This is a genomic window from Cellulosimicrobium sp. E-16, assembly GCF_049913115.1.
GTDB lineage: Bacteria > Actinomycetota > Actinomycetes > Actinomycetales > Cellulomonadaceae > Cellulosimicrobium.
The window spans coordinates 1,551,215-1,566,374 of sequence record NZ_CP183974.1; the positions used below are offsets into that span (position 1 = coordinate 1,551,215).

The 15,160-nt window shown below is 75.0% G+C and carries 12 protein-coding genes; 6 read left to right on the forward strand and 6 right to left on the reverse strand.

The window, feature by feature from the left end:
• Window positions 1-161: 161 nt before the first annotated feature.
• Window positions 162-1,655 (forward strand): extracellular catalytic domain type 1 short-chain-length polyhydroxyalkanoate depolymerase, encoded by a 1,494-nt coding sequence (locus tag ACN9MS_RS06790; protein ID WP_426311255.1) that lies wholly within the window; start codon window positions 162-164, stop codon window positions 1,653-1,655.
• A gap of 128 nt (window positions 1,656-1,783) precedes the next feature.
• On the opposite strand, the gene nhaA is transcribed toward ACN9MS_RS06790, so the two are convergent.
• On the reverse strand, window positions 1,784-3,103 hold the full coding sequence (gene nhaA / locus ACN9MS_RS06795; RefSeq protein ID WP_426311256.1) for a Na+/H+ antiporter NhaA: 1,320 nt from the start codon (window positions 3,101-3,103) through the stop codon (window positions 1,784-1,786).
• A gap of 179 nt (window positions 3,104-3,282) precedes the next feature.
• On the opposite strand from nhaA, the gene ACN9MS_RS06800 reads away from it, so the two are divergent.
• Window positions 3,283-4,188, forward strand: coding sequence for a YqeB family protein (locus ACN9MS_RS06800; RefSeq protein ID WP_426311257.1), 906 nt, complete (start codon window positions 3,283-3,285; stop codon window positions 4,186-4,188).
• 481 nt (window positions 4,189-4,669) lie between these two features.
• On the opposite strand, the gene ACN9MS_RS06805 is transcribed toward ACN9MS_RS06800, so the two are convergent.
• Together ACN9MS_RS06805 and ACN9MS_RS06810 are read right to left on the reverse strand one after the other, a co-directional pair.
• Window positions 4,670-5,254, reverse strand: coding sequence for a DUF1697 domain-containing protein (locus ACN9MS_RS06805; RefSeq protein ID WP_426311258.1), 585 nt, complete (start codon window positions 5,252-5,254; stop codon window positions 4,670-4,672).
• Window positions 5,221-6,678, reverse strand: a complete 1,458-nt coding sequence (locus ACN9MS_RS06810; RefSeq protein WP_426311259.1) for an amidase — start codon at window positions 6,676-6,678, stop codon at window positions 5,221-5,223. The genes ACN9MS_RS06805 and ACN9MS_RS06810 overlap by 34 nt, the downstream gene beginning before the upstream one ends.
• A 171-nt stretch (window positions 6,679-6,849) precedes the next feature.
• Between ACN9MS_RS06810 and ACN9MS_RS06815 the strand changes: the two genes are divergently transcribed.
• From ACN9MS_RS06815 to ACN9MS_RS06825, 3 genes are all read left to right on the forward strand, one after another.
• Complete coding sequence (locus ACN9MS_RS06815; protein ID WP_426311260.1) at window positions 6,850-7,470, forward strand: PadR family transcriptional regulator; 621 nt, start codon at window positions 6,850-6,852, stop codon at window positions 7,468-7,470.
• Between the two features lie 134 nt (window positions 7,471-7,604).
• Window positions 7,605-9,113: a DHA2 family efflux MFS transporter permease subunit gene (locus tag ACN9MS_RS06820; RefSeq protein WP_426311846.1), complete on the forward strand. Its 1,509-nt coding sequence runs from the start codon at window positions 7,605-7,607 to the stop codon at window positions 9,111-9,113.
• Window positions 9,114-9,453: 340 nt separating this feature from the next.
• Window positions 9,454-10,812 (forward strand): PhoH family protein, encoded by a 1,359-nt coding sequence (locus tag ACN9MS_RS06825; RefSeq protein WP_426311261.1) that lies wholly within the window; start codon window positions 9,454-9,456, stop codon window positions 10,810-10,812.
• Window positions 10,813-10,870: 58 nt separating this feature from the next.
• Here ACN9MS_RS06825 and ACN9MS_RS06830 read toward each other — a convergent pair whose 3' ends face one another.
• A complete protein-coding gene (locus tag ACN9MS_RS06830) occupies window positions 10,871-12,280 on the reverse strand; it encodes an FUSC family protein (protein WP_426311262.1) in 1,410 nt (469 codons plus the stop codon).
• 75 nt (window positions 12,281-12,355) lie between these two features.
• Here ACN9MS_RS06830 and ACN9MS_RS06835 point away from each other — a divergent pair, with 75 nt between their 5' ends.
• The gene (locus ACN9MS_RS06835; protein WP_426311263.1) at window positions 12,356-12,844 is read left to right on the forward strand and encodes a MarR family winged helix-turn-helix transcriptional regulator; all 489 of its coding nucleotides are present in this window, start codon (window positions 12,356-12,358) and stop codon (window positions 12,842-12,844) included.
• Window positions 12,845-12,929: 85 nt separating this feature from the next.
• Here the strand turns inward: ACN9MS_RS06835 and ACN9MS_RS06840 are convergent, their stop codons facing one another.
• Complete coding sequence (locus ACN9MS_RS06840) at window positions 12,930-14,375, reverse strand: class II fumarate hydratase (protein WP_426311264.1); 1,446 nt, start codon at window positions 14,373-14,375, stop codon at window positions 12,930-12,932.
• A gap of 87 nt (window positions 14,376-14,462) precedes the next feature.
• Window positions 14,463-15,140 carry a carbonic anhydrase gene (locus ACN9MS_RS06845; RefSeq protein ID WP_426311265.1) on the reverse strand — a complete coding sequence of 226 codons (678 nt, stop codon included), beginning with the start codon at window positions 15,138-15,140 and terminating at the stop codon, window positions 14,463-14,465.
• Window positions 15,141-15,160 lie beyond the last annotated feature (20 nt).

Consider the following 15,160-nt stretch of genomic DNA (forward strand, 5'->3'; position numbering starts at 1 on the left):
ACCCGCGCCGGTCACGATCCGGCCACGGGGCCGACAGGCGTATGTTGACAGGTGATTCAGGTCACACGTAACGTCCGGTCTCGCCCGGGTCCGGCGCGCAACGGTGCGCGCCGCGGTGCCTCCAGCGCCGACGGCGACCCGACCTCGACGTGGAGGTTCAGATGGTCAGGCACTCCCTCAGGCGGCAGGGTCGCGCCCGCCGCTCCGCGGCCGCGGTCGCGCTCGGCACGGCGCTCGCCGTCGTGCTCGCGCCGCTCGTCACGGCGCCGGCGTCCGCGGCCGGCTCCTGGTCCCAGCGCTCGGCGGGCGGTATGACGGTCGAGCTGTACCGGCCCACGACCGAGCCGGCGCTCCCCGGCGGTCGGGCGCTCATGATCTCGCTGCACGGCTGCGTCCAGACCTCGCAGGTGATCAAGAACGCGGGCAACTGGGCCGCGACCGCCGACGACCACGGCATGGTCGTCGCGGCCCCCGCCGCGCCGAACGGCGGTGTGCTGCTCGGCTGCTGGGACTACTACGACACGAACCACAGCCGCACCCACCCCGCGCGGCACGACGACAACCTGCTCGACCTCGTCTCGGCGCTGCTCGCCGACACCTCGCTCGGCATCGACCCGGACCAGGTCTACGTCAGCGGGCTGTCGTCCGGCGGCGGCCAGGCGATGGTCATGGGCTGCCTCGCCCCCGACGTGTTCGCCGGCGTCGGGATCGCGGCCGGTCCGACGGTCGGGACGACGTCGGGCCAGATCGGGAGCGTCGCGACGTCGCTCGCGCAGGCGCGCTCGACGTGCCGGACGTTCGCCGGGACGCACGCCGCAGACTTCGGCTCGCAGGTGACTTCGGTCGTCTTCGGCAGCGCCGACACGACCGTCGCGACCGGGTACGGGACGCTCAACGCCCAGGTCATGGCCGACCTCTACGGCGCCGGGACCACGTCGTCGTTCTCGCTCGCCGGGCTCGCGGGGGCGAACACCGCGGGCTCCGGCTCGCTGTGGTCCGACGCCGACGGCCCGCGCGTCTCGCTGGTCCGGAACACCGGGCTCGCCCACGCGTGGCCCGCGGGCGGCGGCCCGGGCGGGTCGTACGTCGCGACGAACAGCATCGACTACCCGGCGTACCTCACCGACTTCCTGTTCGCGAACAACCGCCGGGTGGAGCGCGACCCCGGCACCGGACCGGACCCGGACGTCGTCGCCCCGACGGTCTCGATCACGTCGCCGACCGCGGGCTCGACCGTGACCGGGACCGTCCGGGTCGGCGTCGCGGCGTCGGACGACCGCGGCGTGGACCGGGTCGAGCTGAGCGTCGACGGCGCGGCGCTCGCGACGCTGCGCACCGCCCCGTACACGTACGACTGGGACACGGCGGCGCTCGGCGCGGGCGCGCACGTCGTCGCGGCACGGGCCGTCGACGCCGCGGGCAACGCGACGACGGCGCAGGTCACCGTCACGGTCCAGGTGCCGTCCGGCCCGTGGTGCGGGACGGCGACGAACGCCCAGCACCAGGCCGCCGGCCGCGCGATCTCCTACGGCGTGAACCCGTACAACCCGTACTACGCGGTGGGATCGCTCGCGTACCTCGGCCAGGGCGACGCGACGGTCACCACGCTGCGCGAGGCCGCGCCGGGCCGCTACGAGATCGCGACGACCTGCTGACGGGCGCCCCTCTGTGCCGAACCCGGGGATACGGGCAGGTTGGCCGGTTCTCTCGCCTGTAGCCCCGGGTTCGGCGACGCCGGAGCGCGCCCCGGTGCCGCGGGACGGCCGGCGCAGGGGCGGTCGGGTCAGTGCTCGAGGCGGTCCTTCGCGTCGCCGATGTGGTCCGTGATGTCGTCCGGCAGGTCGTCGAGGTTCATGTCGTTGGTGCGTGCACGCCGGGCGTCCCAGCGCAGCGCGAGCGCCGCGAGAGCGGCGGCGATCGTCGAGGCGGCGAGGACCGCGATCTTCGCCGCGTCGGTGTGCGTCGAGTCCGGGAACGACAGCTCCGCGATGAGGAGCGAGACGGTGAAACCGATGCCGCCCAGCAGGCCGACCGGCAGCAGGTCGCGCACCCCGATGCCGGGCGCCAGGCGCAGCGGCGTGAACCGCGTGACGAGCGCCGTCACCCCGAGCACGCCCACGAGCTTGCCCAGCACCAGGCCGAGGACGATCGCGAGCACGACCGGCTGACCGAGGACGTCGCCCCCGCCGCCGACGAACGTCACGCCCGCGGCGAAGAACGCGAACACGGGCAGGGCGATCCCCTGGGAGAAGGGGCGCAGGGCGTGCTCGAACCGGTGGGTCCGCGACTCGGCCTCGCCGTGCATCGCGAGCGCCGGGACGGTGAAGCCGAGCAGGACGCCCGCGACCGTCGCGTGCACGCCGGACTCGTGGACGAGCACCCACGCGATCACCGCGACGGGCACCAGCAGCCACCAGCGCGTGCGCCGGGCGCGCACGAGCGCGGCGAACAGCGCGACCGCGACGAGCGCGAGGCCGAGGAACCCGATGCGCAGGTCGGCCGTGTAGAAGACCGCGATGACGATGATCGCGAGCAGGTCGTCCACGACCGCGAGCGTCAGCAGGAACGTGCGGATCGCGGCGGGCAGCCCGCGCCCGAACACGGCGAGCACGCCGAGCGCGAACGCGATGTCCGTGGCCGTCGGGATCGCCCAGCCGTGCAGCGCGCCGTCGTCGCCCGCGAGCAGCACGACCGCCGTGAAGATCACCGCCGGAACGGCCATGCCACCGACCGCGGCGAGCATCGGCACGCCCGCCTGGCGCGGGCTCCGCAGGCTCCCCGCCACGAACTCCTGCTTGAGCTCGACGCCTACGACGAAGAAGAAGATCGCGAGCAGCCCGTCGGCGGCCCAGGTCTCGAGGCTCAGGTCGAGGTGCAGGGGCAGCGGGCCGATCGAGGCCGGACCGACGACCGTCTCCGAGAGGGTCGTGTACGCGTCCCGCCACGGCGAGTTCGCCCACAGCAGCGCGAGCAGCGCCGCGCCGATGAGCAGCGCGCCGCCCGTCGTCTCCCTGCTGACCCAGCGGCGCAGCCGCGCCCGGGGCGACGGTCGGTCGGTCGGTGGGGTGGGGTGGGTGCCGGAGGGCGGGGTGGCGTGGGTCATCGTGCTCCCGGGGTCGCTGTCGAGTCGCACGGCCCGCGGACGCGAGACCGTGGCCGACCAGACTTCCCGGCACACCGCCCTCGATTCTACGGGCCGTACCCCGCGCGGCCGACGTGCCCGGCTCGCGATCATCCTCCCGGGCGACGCCGCGCGCGGCCAGCGCACGTGAGGATCCGTGGGTGCCCGACGCCGTCCCTCGCCCCGCGCCCGACCTCACCCCGGCAGGCCTCACCGGCGCTGCTCCGGCCCCGACACCTGCCCCGACGCCGTCCCCGGCCGGGTCGGCGTCACCGGACGTGCCGACCGTCGTCGGACCGACGGCGCTCGACCGCTCGCTCCTGTGGGGCGGGTCGCCGGTCGTGGGGGCGGCCGTCGCGTTCGGGCTGCTGCACCTCGCGGGCTGGATGGTGGGTCTGCCCTGGGCCCCGTTCCAGGGCCTCGCACGCGTGATCGACGAGCTCCTCGGCGAGCGCGGCGCGCTCGGTGCCGGGATCTGCCTCGCCGTCGGGGCGCTCGCCGGGCTGGCGTTCGCCGCGCACGCGGTGCGGGACATCGCGGTCGTGACCGTCGACCCCGAGCGCGCGACCCTGATCCTGCGCGACGACCGCACCGAGCTCGACCGCGACCGTGTCGCCGCCGTGCTCGTCGACCGCAAGGACCTCGTCGTGCTCGGCCGTCGTACGCCGTCCCCTACCGACCGGCAGGCGTCGCCCGCGTCACCCGCGGCGCGCGCGTCGACCTCTGATGCCGGCATGGCGGAGGGCGCGCCCGTCGACATTCCGGTCGTCGAGCTCCTGCACGTGCGCACCGAGCTCGCGACCGATCGCCTCGCGACTGCGTTCCGATCGCACGGGTGGCCGTGGCACGACGACGACCCGTGGGTGGACGAGTTCCGCCGCTGGGTCCCCGGCGACCCGGCACTGCCGCCGAGCGCCGACGCCGTCCTGCGCGCCCGAGCCGCCATGCTCCGCTCCGACAAGACGGCCGACGCCACGGAGCTGCGGCGCGAGCTCGCCCGCCTCGACGTCGTCGTCCGCGACGTCGACAAGGTCCAGCACTGGCGCCCGGCCACCCCGCAGAGATAGAGCCATGGTCGCGTGAGGTAGAGCCGTGGTCGCGTGAGGTAGAGGCCTGGTCGCGCGAGGTAGAACCCTGGTTCTTGTGCTCGACGGCGTGTGGTTGCGTCGGGTGGTCGGGTGGGTGGTGGTGCCGCGTCTACCATCCGCCGCTCGTTCCTCGCGGCTCCCGCCAGGCCCGCCACGACGCGGCACCACCACTCACCCCGCCCTACGTCGTCTCGCCCCGGTCGTCGCTCACCCGGGCGACCGCCCGCGGTGTCGGTCTCGCCAGGACGGTTCTGCTGCCGCTTGCCGGATGAAACCGCAGCGCCGGCGGCGAGCGGCGCTCCGAGAAACCACGGCCGAAAGGCCGGGGTGACGGCGCCGCAGCCCCGAGCACCGAGGCCACCCTCACCGCGGACCCCGCGGGCCTGAAACCCGACCACGCCCACCTCGCCGAACCACGGCTCTACCTCGCGCGACCACGGTTCTTCCTCGGCGGGGCCGGTCAGGTGGGGGTGTCCTCGGCGAGGGTGAGGAGGCGGGTCATGGTGTTCCAGTTGCGCCCTGTTACCGGGGTGCCGGCGGCCTTCGCGAGGACGGCCGTCGTGAGCTTCGAGCGGCCGATGCCGTCGGGGTAGGCGACGTAGAGGACGCCGTTCGCGACGGCCGCGCGCTCGGTACCGCCGCGGTCGGTGATCGTGGCGGCGCCGTCCGGGTCGACCGGGGTCTCGCCCACGAGGACGAGGAGCGCGGCGGGGTGCTCCTGCGCGTCGTCCGGGAGGGGGTTGCCGCGCACGATCTTGCGGAGGCGCTCGGTGGTGAGCACGGCAACGGCGGCGTCGACGCCGAAGCGCTCGGCGACGGCGTCGTGCAGGAGCCGGGCGACGTCGTCGGGACCGGACGCGCCCGAGGTCCCGGGCGCGACGACGAGGTTGCCGCTGTTGACGACCGTGCGGGCGTGCGCGAACCCGAGCTCGGCCGCGAGCTCGCGCAACGCGCCCGACGGCACCTTGCGGCCGCCGACGTTCACGGCGAACAGGAGTGCGACGTAGGCGGTCACGACGTCGCCCCCGGTCGCCGGTGGGACCACGGCGCGGCCTCCTCAAGGCGGGCGGCGAGGTCGAGGAGGAGCGCGTCGTCGCCGTGGTCCGCGCCGAGCATCACGCCGACCGGGACGGTGGCGGAGGTTCCGTCGGGGTCGGTCACGCGCGCCTCGCCGAGCGGGAGCGAGATCGCGGGCCGGCCGGTGAGGTTCCAGACGCTCGTCCACGGCGTGAACGCGGTCTGGGCGGCGAAGTCGGCGGCGGGGTCGTCGTCGATCCGCTGGCTCCCGACGAGCGCGGGCGGCTGGGCGAGGGTGGGGGAGAGCACGACGTCGACGCCCGCCCACGCGGTGGCGACCTCGCGCGTGAGCTGCTGCACCCCGGCGAGGGCGGTGGCGTACGCGAGCCCGCTCACGCCGCGCCCGCGCTCGCGCAGCCACCGGGTGAGGGGCACGAGCAGGTGCTCGCGGTCGGGCGGCACCGGCGCCTGGAGCGCGCCGACCGACCACAGCGCGGCGAACGCGTCCCAGCGCTCGGCGCCGAACGGCGGGGGGATCTCGACGACGTCGTGCCCGAGCCCGGCGAGGAGCGCCGCGGTCGCGCGGGCGGCGTCGGCGCACGCGGGGTGCACGGGAGCGTCGGCGGCGATCACGGGGTCGAGCAGGAGCCCGACCCGGAGCCGCCGCCCGCCCGGTGCGGCCGCGAGGCGCGCCGTGAAGGTGTCGCCCGGCCACGGGCGCGCGAGCACGTCGAGGAACGCCGCGGCGTCGCGCACCGACCGGGTGAGGACGCCGTGCGTGGCGAGGCCCGCGCCGTCGACCCCGTACGGCCCCGGGCTCACGAGCCCGCGCGACGGCTTGAGCCCGACCAGCCCGCACGCGCTCGCCGGGATGCGCAGCGACCCACCGCCGTCGCTCCCGTGCGCGACGGGGACGACGCGCGCCGCGACCGCGGCCGCCGCGCCCCCGCTCGACCCGCCCGCGGACCGTGCGAGGTCCCACGGCGTGCGGGCGGTCGGCCCGACGTCGGGCTCGGTGTAGCAGGGCAGGCCGAGCTCGGGGGTGGTCGTCTTGCCGACCATGACGGTGCCCGCCGCCCGCAGGAGCGTCACGACGCCGTCGTCGTAGGGGGCGGGGATCGGGTCGATCGCGGCGGACCCGGCGCGGATCGGCACGCCCTCGACCATCGTCAGGTCCTTGACCGGGCAGGGGACGCCCAGGAACGGGGGGAGACCGTCGATTCCCCCGACCGCGCTCCCCGCGCGGCGCGCCGCGACGAGCGCCGACTCGGCGGCGAGCGCCTGCGTGCGGGCGAGGTCGGAGGTGAGGACGGTGAAGGCGCCGACGTCGGCGCCCACGCCCGCGGCGGCGTCGAGCGTCGTGTCGAGCACCTCGGTGGGGGAGGCGTCGCCGGTCCGGAGCACGTGGGCGAGGGCGGTCGCGTCGAGGTCGAGCAGGTCGGTGACGCTCATGGCTCGTGAACCTACGCGGCGAGCCACGGCCGCGCGAACCGTCCGGGGTCGACACCCCGCCTGCCCGAGGCGTATATTCCAAGCGGAATATTCCTCGCGGACCTCCTCGTCCGGGCTGCCCGCCCGCACCGTCCGCCGCACCCCGCCCGTGAGACCGTCCCGGAGACGACCGTGCCCGCACCGCGCCTCAGCCCCACGGCGACCCTCGTGCTCGCCGTGCTGCTCGACCAGCCCATGCACCCGTACGAGATGCTCGTGCGCCTGCGCAAGCGGCGCGACGACCGCCTCGTCCGGCTCAACCCGGGCGCCGTCTACCACGCGGTCGACCGGCTGGAGCGTGACGGCCTCGTCGAGCGCGCGGGCGTCGACCGCGACGGCAACCGTCCGGAGCGCACGGTCTACGCCGTCACGGACGCGGGCGTCGCCGCGCACCACGACCGCACGCGTGAGCTCGTGCGCGAGACGCCGCCCGAGTACCCGGCCTTCCCCGTCGGGCTCGCGCTCGTGCACGACCTCCCGCGCGACGACGCCCTCGCCCTCCTGCGCGAGCGTCGTGCGACGCTCGCCGCCGCGACCGACGGGGTGCGCGAGCACCTCGACGGCGTCGTCGCGCGCGGGCTGCCCCGCCGCATCCTGCTCGACGCGTCGTTCCAGCTCCACCAGACCGCGGCCGAGATCGCGTGGCTCGACGCGACGATCGCCGACGTCGAGTCGGGCGCGCTGAGCTGGACCGAGGAGCCCGCGGCCGCCTTCCGCTTCCCCCGCACTGCCTCACCTCAGGAGACCTCGTGACCACTCCCACCCCGGGCAGCAGCCCGAGCACGGCCCCGGCACCCGCCGACGCCGGCTCGCGCGTCGTGCCCCTCGTCGACCTCCACGGCCGCAGCGCCTGGAGCATCCTGCCGCCGCTCATCCTCGGCTTCTTCATGATCATGGTGGACACCACGATCGTGAACATCGCCGTCCCCACGCTCCAGACCGAGCTCGACGCGTCGCTCGTCGCGGTGGGCTGGGTGAACAGCGCCTACCTGCTCTCCTACGCGGTGCTGCTCCTGCTCGCCGGGCGCCTCGGCGACCGGTACGGCCCCAAGCCGGTGTTCGTCGTCGGCCTGCTGGTGTTCACGCTCGCGTCGGCCTGGTGCGGGTTCTCGGGCTCCATCGAGATGCTCATCGCGGCGCGCGTCGTCCAGGGCGTCGGCGCGGCGCTCATGACGCCGCAGACCATGGCGATGATCACGCGCGTCTTCCCGCCGCGGCAGCGTGGCGCGGCCATGGGCCTGTGGGGCGCCACGGCCGGGGTCGCGACGATCGCCGGACCGCTGCTCGGCGGCGTGTTCGTCGAGTCCTGGGGCTGGGAGTGGATCTTCTTCGTCAACGTGCCGGTCGGCGTCGTGGCGCTGTGGTTCGCGCTCGTCCGGCTCCCGCGCCTCGCGACGAACAAGCGCTCGTTCGACGTGCTCGGCGTCGTGCTGTCGGTCGTGGGCCTGTTCGCCGTCGTCTTCGGCCTCCAGGAGGGGGAGACGTACGACTGGGGCACCATCACCGGGCCGATCACGGTCTGGGGCGTCATCGGCGCCGGGCTGCTCGTGCTCGTGGGCTTCGTCCTGTGGCAGCGCCACCTCGGCGACGGCGCGCTCCTGCCGCTGCGCCTCTTCCGCTCGCGCAACTTCTCGCTCGCGAACGTCGCCGGGATGTCCGTGTCGTTCGCCATGATCGGCATCTTCTTCCCGCTGACGATCTTCCTGCAGTCGATCCTCGGTCTCTCGCCGCTGCACGCCGCCCTCGTCAACCTGCCGGGATCGCTCGTGTCGGGGATCGTGGCGCCGCTCGCGGGACGCCTGTCCGACCGGGTCCCGGCCAAGTGGGTCGTCGCGACGGGCTTCGGCGTCCTCGCGGTCGCGATCGGCTGGCTCGCCGCGGTCGTGGGTCCCGGGGTGTCGGTCGTGACGATCGTGCTGCCGATGACGCTGTTCGGCATCGGCACCGGGTGCGTGTTCTCGCCGCTCGCCAACCTCGCGACGTCGGGCCTCGACCACCGCACCGCGGGCGCCGGGGCGGGCGCCTTCAACACCACGCGCCAGGTGGGCGGCGTCATCGGCTCCGCGGCGATCGTCGCGACGCTCACCGCGCGTCTCGCCGTCACGCTCCCCGCCGCCGCGCGGGACGCGGCGGCCTCGCTCCCCGAGCAGTTCCGCCAGCAGTTCGTCGACGGGTTCGCGAACGCGGGCTCCCTGCAGGGCGGTGCGGGCGGGTCGTTCGACCTCCCGCCCGGGGTGCCCGACGACGTCGCGCGCCAGGTGACCGACGCCGCCACGGCCGCGTTCCACGACGGTTTCGCGACCGCCGTCGGGCAGACGCTCGCCGTCACGGCCGTGGTCCTCGTCCTCGGGTTCGTGTGCGCGGTCGCGATGGCACCGAAGCACGTCGAGCACTGACACCCGCGAGATCGGCCCGTGCGCCACGAGATCGACCCTCCGAGGGTCGATCTCGGACGCTCGGGCCGATCTCGCGTCGTCGTTCTGCCGCTCCGCGTGAACGTCGGGTTAAACCTCGACGGCGCGCGCGTGCCGGGCTGGTGATCCGAATCACACGGGCGTAGTTTCGAGGAGACGGACGGCACCACCGCCGTCCTCCGGGAGGCCAGCCGATGGGGTTCACGCTCCGCTCAGGAGGGCCGGCACCGGCGCTGCTGAGCCGTGGCACCCACGGCCCGACGGCCGGTCGCCTGCCTCGCCCAGAGAGAGAACGGCGCCCGCGCGCCGGAGGGGAGCCCTCGTGGTCCATTCCTCACCCACCCCGCAGGACGACGCGAGAGACGACGCACGCCGCACGTTCGTCGTCGACACCTCGGTCCTGCTGAGCGACCCCCGCGCGATCGGGCGGTTCGCCGAGCACGACGTCGTCCTCCCGGTCGTCGTCATCACCGAGCTGGAGGCCAAGCGTCACCACGCCGAGCTCGGGTACTTCGCCCGCAGCGCGCTGCGCATGCTCGACGACCTGCGCGTCAAGCACGGCCGTCTCGACGCCCCGATCCCCGTCGGCGACGCCGGTGGGACCCTGCGCGTCGAGCTCAACCACACCGACCCGGACGTGCTGCCCGCCGGCTTCCGGCTGGGCGACAACGACACCCGGATCCTGTCCGTCGCCGCGAACCTCGCGGCGGAGGGGCACGACGTGACGGTCGTGTCCAAGGACCTGCCGATGCGGGTCAAGGCGTCGGCGGTCGGGCTGCGCGCGGAGGAGTACCGCCACGAGCTCGCCGTGGACTCGGGCTGGACGGGCATGGGGGAGATCTCCTTCACCGACGCGGAGGCCGCGGCGCTGTGGGAGCACGAGTCCGTCGAGCTGACGAGCCTCGACCCGGAGGTCGTCGAGGCCGCCGGGCCGCTGCACTGCCACACGGGGCTCGTCGTGCACTCGCCGCGCGGGTCGGCGCTCGGCCGGGTCACGGCGGACAAGCACGTCCAGCTCGTGCGCGGCGACCGGGAGCTCTTCGGGCTGCACGGTCGCTCGGCCGAGCAGCGCGTCGCGATCGACCTGCTGCTCGACGAGTCCGTCGGCATCGTGTCGCTCGGCGGCCGGGCGGGGACGGGCAAGTCGGCGCTCGCGCTGTGCGCGGGGCTCGAGGCGGTGATGGAGCGCCGGCAGCACCGCAAGGTCATGGTGTTCCGCCCGCTCTACGCGGTCGGGGGGCAGGAGCTCGGATACCTCCCCGGGTCCGAGGCCGAGAAGATGAACCCGTGGGCGCAGGCCGTCTACGACACGCTCGGCGCGCTCGTCTCGCCGCAGGTGCTCGACGAGGTGATCGACCGCGAGATGCTCGAGGTGCTGCCGCTCACCCACATCCGCGGGCGGTCGCTGCACGACGCGTTCGTCATCGTCGACGAGGCACAGTCGCTCGAGCGCAACGTGCTGCTCACGGTCCTGTCCCGCATCGGGCAGTCGTCGCGCGTCGTCCTCACGCACGACGTCGCACAGCGCGACAACCTGCGCGTCGGGCGGCACGACGGCGTCGCAGCCGTCATCGAGGCGCTCAAGGGCCACCCGCTGTTCGCGCACGTCACGCTGACGCGCTCCGAGCGCTCGCCCGTCGCGGCGCTCGTCACGGAGATGCTCGAGTCGATCGAGGTCTGATCCGCCGCGAGGTAGAGGCCTGGTCATGACCAGGCCTCTACCTCGCGGTACCAGGCCTCTACCTCGGCGGACCGGGGATCTCGCTCGCGCGGGGGCGGGTCCGCGGGTGGACGAGGACCACCGCGAGCACGCCGACGACGGCGCCCAGGACCGTGTCGAGCGCGCGGTCGAGCGCGAGCGCGGCCGGGTCGGCGGGGTGGGCGAGCGAGGTCATGAGCAGCGCCATGGGCGTGATCGTGAGCATCGCGAGCCCGTAGTGGCGTCCCACGATCGTCTCGGTCACGGTCTGGAGCACCACGACGACCGCGGCCGTCCCCCAGAAGCCGAGCGGCGCGGCGAGCAGCGGCCACGCGAGCAGCGCGCCCGCGACGGTGCCGGCCCCGCGCTGGATGGCCCGCACGACGGCGTGGCGCGCCGACTCGCCCTGGAGGACGGCGGTCGAGCCCATGGTCGCCCACGCGGCGTGCCCGAGGCCGGCGACGGCGGCGACCCCGCCGGCGACGAGCCCGGAGACACCGACGCGTGCCGTCGCGATCCGCCAGGGGCTACGGACGCGGGACCGCGCCCGGGTGGTGAGCGAGGTGCGGACGGGCGCCGCGCCGTCCGCGCGCGGGACGCCCAGGGCGTCGAGCGCCCGCTCGATCTCGTCGAGCTCGCGGGAGAGCGCCGGGACGGCGCCCCGCGGCAGGCGCCACGACGCGTCGTCGGCGAGCACCTCGCGCGCTCGGCCGACGGCGGATCGCGCGGCGTGGGCACCGTGCGGGACCGGCACGGGGAGAGCCGCGTCGGTCGGCCGCGCACCGGGAGCGCCCGGACCGCGCGAGGACTCCCGCGCGACGACCGCCACGGCGTCGGCGGCGCGCCGGACGGCGAGGCGCGCGGGCGCCGTCGGGCGCACGAGCGCGCCGGCCATGCAGACGAGCCACGCGAGGAGCGCGCCGGACGCGCCGGTGAGCACGCGAGGGCCGAGTTCCACGAGCGTGGGGGAGCCGGCGAGCCCGGCTCCCGCGGCGAAGACGATGATCGTCGCTCCGGGCGGGCCGGTCCGCACGAGGAGGCAGAAGGCCGTCGCGCCCGCGGCGAGCAGCGCGACGGCTGCGGTCGTGACGAGCGTGGGCGCGCCGGCGACGGCGAGGAGGCCGAACGCCGCGATCGTGCCGGTCATGAGGACGCCGACGGTGGCGAGCAGGGCGGCGCGGCGGCGGTAGGGGTCGTACCGGCCGTAGAGCGACGTGAGCGCGCCGAGCGACGCGAACGCCGCGAGGTCGGGGCGGCCGAGCAGCCCCGGGACCGCGATCGCGAGGGCGACCGCCGCGCCGCACCGCAGCGCGGCGGCGAGCGTCGCGTCGGCAGGGCTCACGCGCAGCGCGGCCCGCAGGTGGGCGGGGTCGAGCACGTCCTGGGCCGCGGTGCGCACCGGTGCGAGCGCGGTACGCGTAGGGGCGGGGAGGGGGGAGAGAAGAGGCATGTCCTCCCCAGGCTAGCGGTGATTCCAGGATGTTTCACTAGTGAACTACTGTGACGCCCGCCCTATCCTGGGAGCGTGGACTACGTGGACCGCGTCCGTGCGGAGTGGGCCGAGCAGCGGCCGGACCTCGACACCTCGACCTCCGCCGTCGGGGCGCGGCTGCGTCGTGCCGCCGGCCTCCTCGAGGGCGCGCTCGAACGCTCGGCGGCGCGCCACGACGTCTCGCGCGCGGAGTTCGACGTGCTCGCCGCTCTGCGCCGCGCCGGGAGGCCGCTGCGCGCGGGCGAGGTCACGACGATGACCGGCGCCCCCGGAGCGTCGATCACCAAGCGCCTCGACCGGCTCGAGCGCGCCGGGCTCGTCGAGCGGACCGTCGCCGAGCGGGACCGCCGCGGCGTCCTCGTCGCCCTCACGCAGGACGGCGTCGCGCTCGTCGACGAGGTGTTCCCGCAGCAGCTCGAGCGGGAGCGCGCGGCGCTCGCGGACCTCGACGACGCCGAGCGGGCCGAGCTCGCGCGACTGCTCGGCGTCGTCCTGCGCCGCCTCGACCCGGTCGACTACTGACCACCCGACGCCGCAGACGCCGAGAGCCGGGCGGGGTGCGTGCGCACCCCGCCCGGCTCTCGGGCAGATCGGTCGGGCCGAGGGCTCAGGCCTGCGGCGGGCGCGTCATCGACAGCACGTCGAGCGCCTCGTCGAGCTGCGCCTCGGTGACCTCGCCGCGCTCGACGAAGCCGAGGTCGATCACGGCCTGGCGGACGGTGAGGCCCTCCTTGACGGAGTGCTTCGCGACCTTCGCCGCCGCCTCGTAGCCGATCACGCGGTTGAGCGGCGTGACGATCGACGGCGACGACTCGGCGAGCGCGAGCGCCCGCTCGACGTTGGCGGTGATCCCCACGACGGTCTTGTCGGCGAGCACGCGCGACGCGTTCGCGAGGAGGCGGATCGACTCGAGCACGCCCTGCGCGATGACGGGGATCTGGACGTTGAGCTCGAACGAGCCGGACGCGCCGGCCCACGCCACGGTCGCGTCGTTGCCGATCACGCGCGCGGCGACCATGAGCACGGCCTCCGGGACGACGGGGTTGACCTTGCCCGGCATGATCGAGCTGCCCGGCTGCAGGTCGGGGATGAAGATCTCGCCGAGGCCCGTGTTGGGGCCGGAGCCCATCCAGCGCAGGTCGTTGCAGATCTTGGTGAGCGACACGGCGATGGTGCGCAGCGCACCGGACAGCTCGACGAGGCCGTCGCGCGAGGACTGCGCCTCGAAGTGGTCGCGCGCCTCGGTGAGCGGCAGACCGGTGTCCTCGACGAGCAGCGCGATGACGCGCTGGGGGAACCCGGCGGGCGTGTTGATGCCGGTGCCGACGGCGGTGCCGCCGAGCGGGACCTCCGCGGCGCGCGGGAGCGCCGACTCCAGCCGCTCGACGCCGTAGCGGAGCGCCGCGGCGTAGCCGCCGAACTCCTGGCCGAGCGTCACGGGCGTGGCGTCCATGAGGTGCGTGCGGCCCGACTTCACGACGGTCGCGAACTCCGCGGACTTGGCCTCGAGCGCCTCGGCCAGGTGGCCGAGCGCGGGCACGAGGTCGCGCACGACGCCGGCGGTCGCCGCGACGTGCACCGACGTGGGGAAGACGTCGTTGGAGGACTGCGAGGCGTTGACGTGGTCGTTCGGGTGCACGTCGCGCCCGAGCGAGCGCGTCGCGAGCGTCGCGAGGACCTCGTTGGTGTTCATGTTCGACGACGTCCCGGACCCGGTCTGGTAGACGTCCACCGGGAAGTGCGCGTCGTGCGCACCCGAGGCGACCTCGTCGGCCGCGGCGACGATGGCGGCGGCGACGTCCTCGTCGAGCACGCCGAGCTCGGCGTTCGCCCGGGCCGCGGCCTTCTTCACGCGAGCGAGGGCCTCGATGTGGCCGCGCTCGAGCGGGGTGCCGGAGATCGGGAAGTTCTCCACCGCGCGCTGCGTCTGCGCGCGGTACAGGGCCTGTGCGGGGACGCGCACCTCGCCCATCGTGTCGTGCTCGATGCGGTACTCGGTCGTCGGAGCAGCCTCGCCGGCGGCGGCGCCGGAGGCCTCGGGAGATGCAGTCATGGGGCCATCCTGCCGCACCGCGCGCGGGCTCCCGCAACCCGCGTGACCGAGGTCACGCGGGGCGCGGGACGTGCCGGTGGCGCGAGCTCAGGCGTCGGCGAGGGGCGCCTCGCCGACGTCGCCCACGACGTCGACCAGGTGGGCGCGGCCCTCGGCGAAGTCGTACTCGACGCCGACGATCGCGCAGCGGCCTTCGGCGACCGCCGCGGCGAGGCCCGCGGAGTACGAGTGGAGCATGTCGACCGTGTTGCGCACGTGCTCGCGGCGCAGCACCGCGGGATCGAGGTTCTCCAGCGAGCCGTTCCCGGCGCCCGTGATCTTCGCGATCGAGGGGATGACCCGGTCGACGACGGCCCGGACGAACCCGTCGGCCTGGGCCCCCGTGGTGAGCGTCTCCACCGCGGCACCCACGGCGCCGCACGAGTCGTGCCCGAGCACCACGACGAGCGGCGCGGAGAGGACGTCGACCCCGTACTCGATCGAGCCGAGCACCGTGGTGTCGACCACGTGGCCCGCCGTCCGCACGACGAACATGTCGCCGAGGCCCTGGTCGAAGATGATCTCCGCCGCGACGCGCGAGTCCGAGCACCCGAACAGCACCGTGTGCGGGTGCTGCGCGGCCGAGGTCTCACGCCGTCGGTCCGCGCCCTGCGAGGGGTGCAGCGGGGCGTCGGCGACGAAGCGGTCGTTGCCGGCTCGCAGCGTCGCCCACGCCTCGGCGGGGGTGAGCGAACGGACCGGCTGTGCGGGGGCGGGAGAGGTCATGACCCCCATCATCGCGCAGG

What these genes read in the sequence shown, in the direction of transcription:
- ACN9MS_RS06845 (WP_426311265.1), bottom strand. Translation starts at nt 15,140, where the DNA reads ATGACCTCTCCCGCCCCCGCACAGCCGGTCCGTTCGCTCACCCCCGCC.
- nhaA (WP_426311256.1), bottom strand. Translation starts at nt 3,103, where the DNA reads ATGACCCACGCCACCCCGCCCTCCGGCACCCACCCCACCCCACCGACC.
- ACN9MS_RS06810 (WP_426311259.1), bottom strand. Translation starts at nt 6,678, where the DNA reads ATGAGCGTCACCGACCTGCTCGACCTCGACGCGACCGCCCTCGCCCAC.
- ACN9MS_RS06790 (WP_426311255.1), top strand. Translation starts at nt 162, where the DNA reads ATGGTCAGGCACTCCCTCAGGCGGCAGGGTCGCGCCCGCCGCTCCGCG.
- ACN9MS_RS06830 (WP_426311262.1), bottom strand. Translation starts at nt 12,280, where the DNA reads ATGCCTCTTCTCTCCCCCCTCCCCGCCCCTACGCGTACCGCGCTCGCA.
- ACN9MS_RS06820 (WP_426311846.1), top strand. Translation starts at nt 7,605, where the DNA reads ATGATCATGGTGGACACCACGATCGTGAACATCGCCGTCCCCACGCTC.
- ACN9MS_RS06840 (WP_426311264.1), bottom strand. Translation starts at nt 14,375, where the DNA reads ATGACTGCATCTCCCGAGGCCTCCGGCGCCGCCGCCGGCGAGGCTGCT.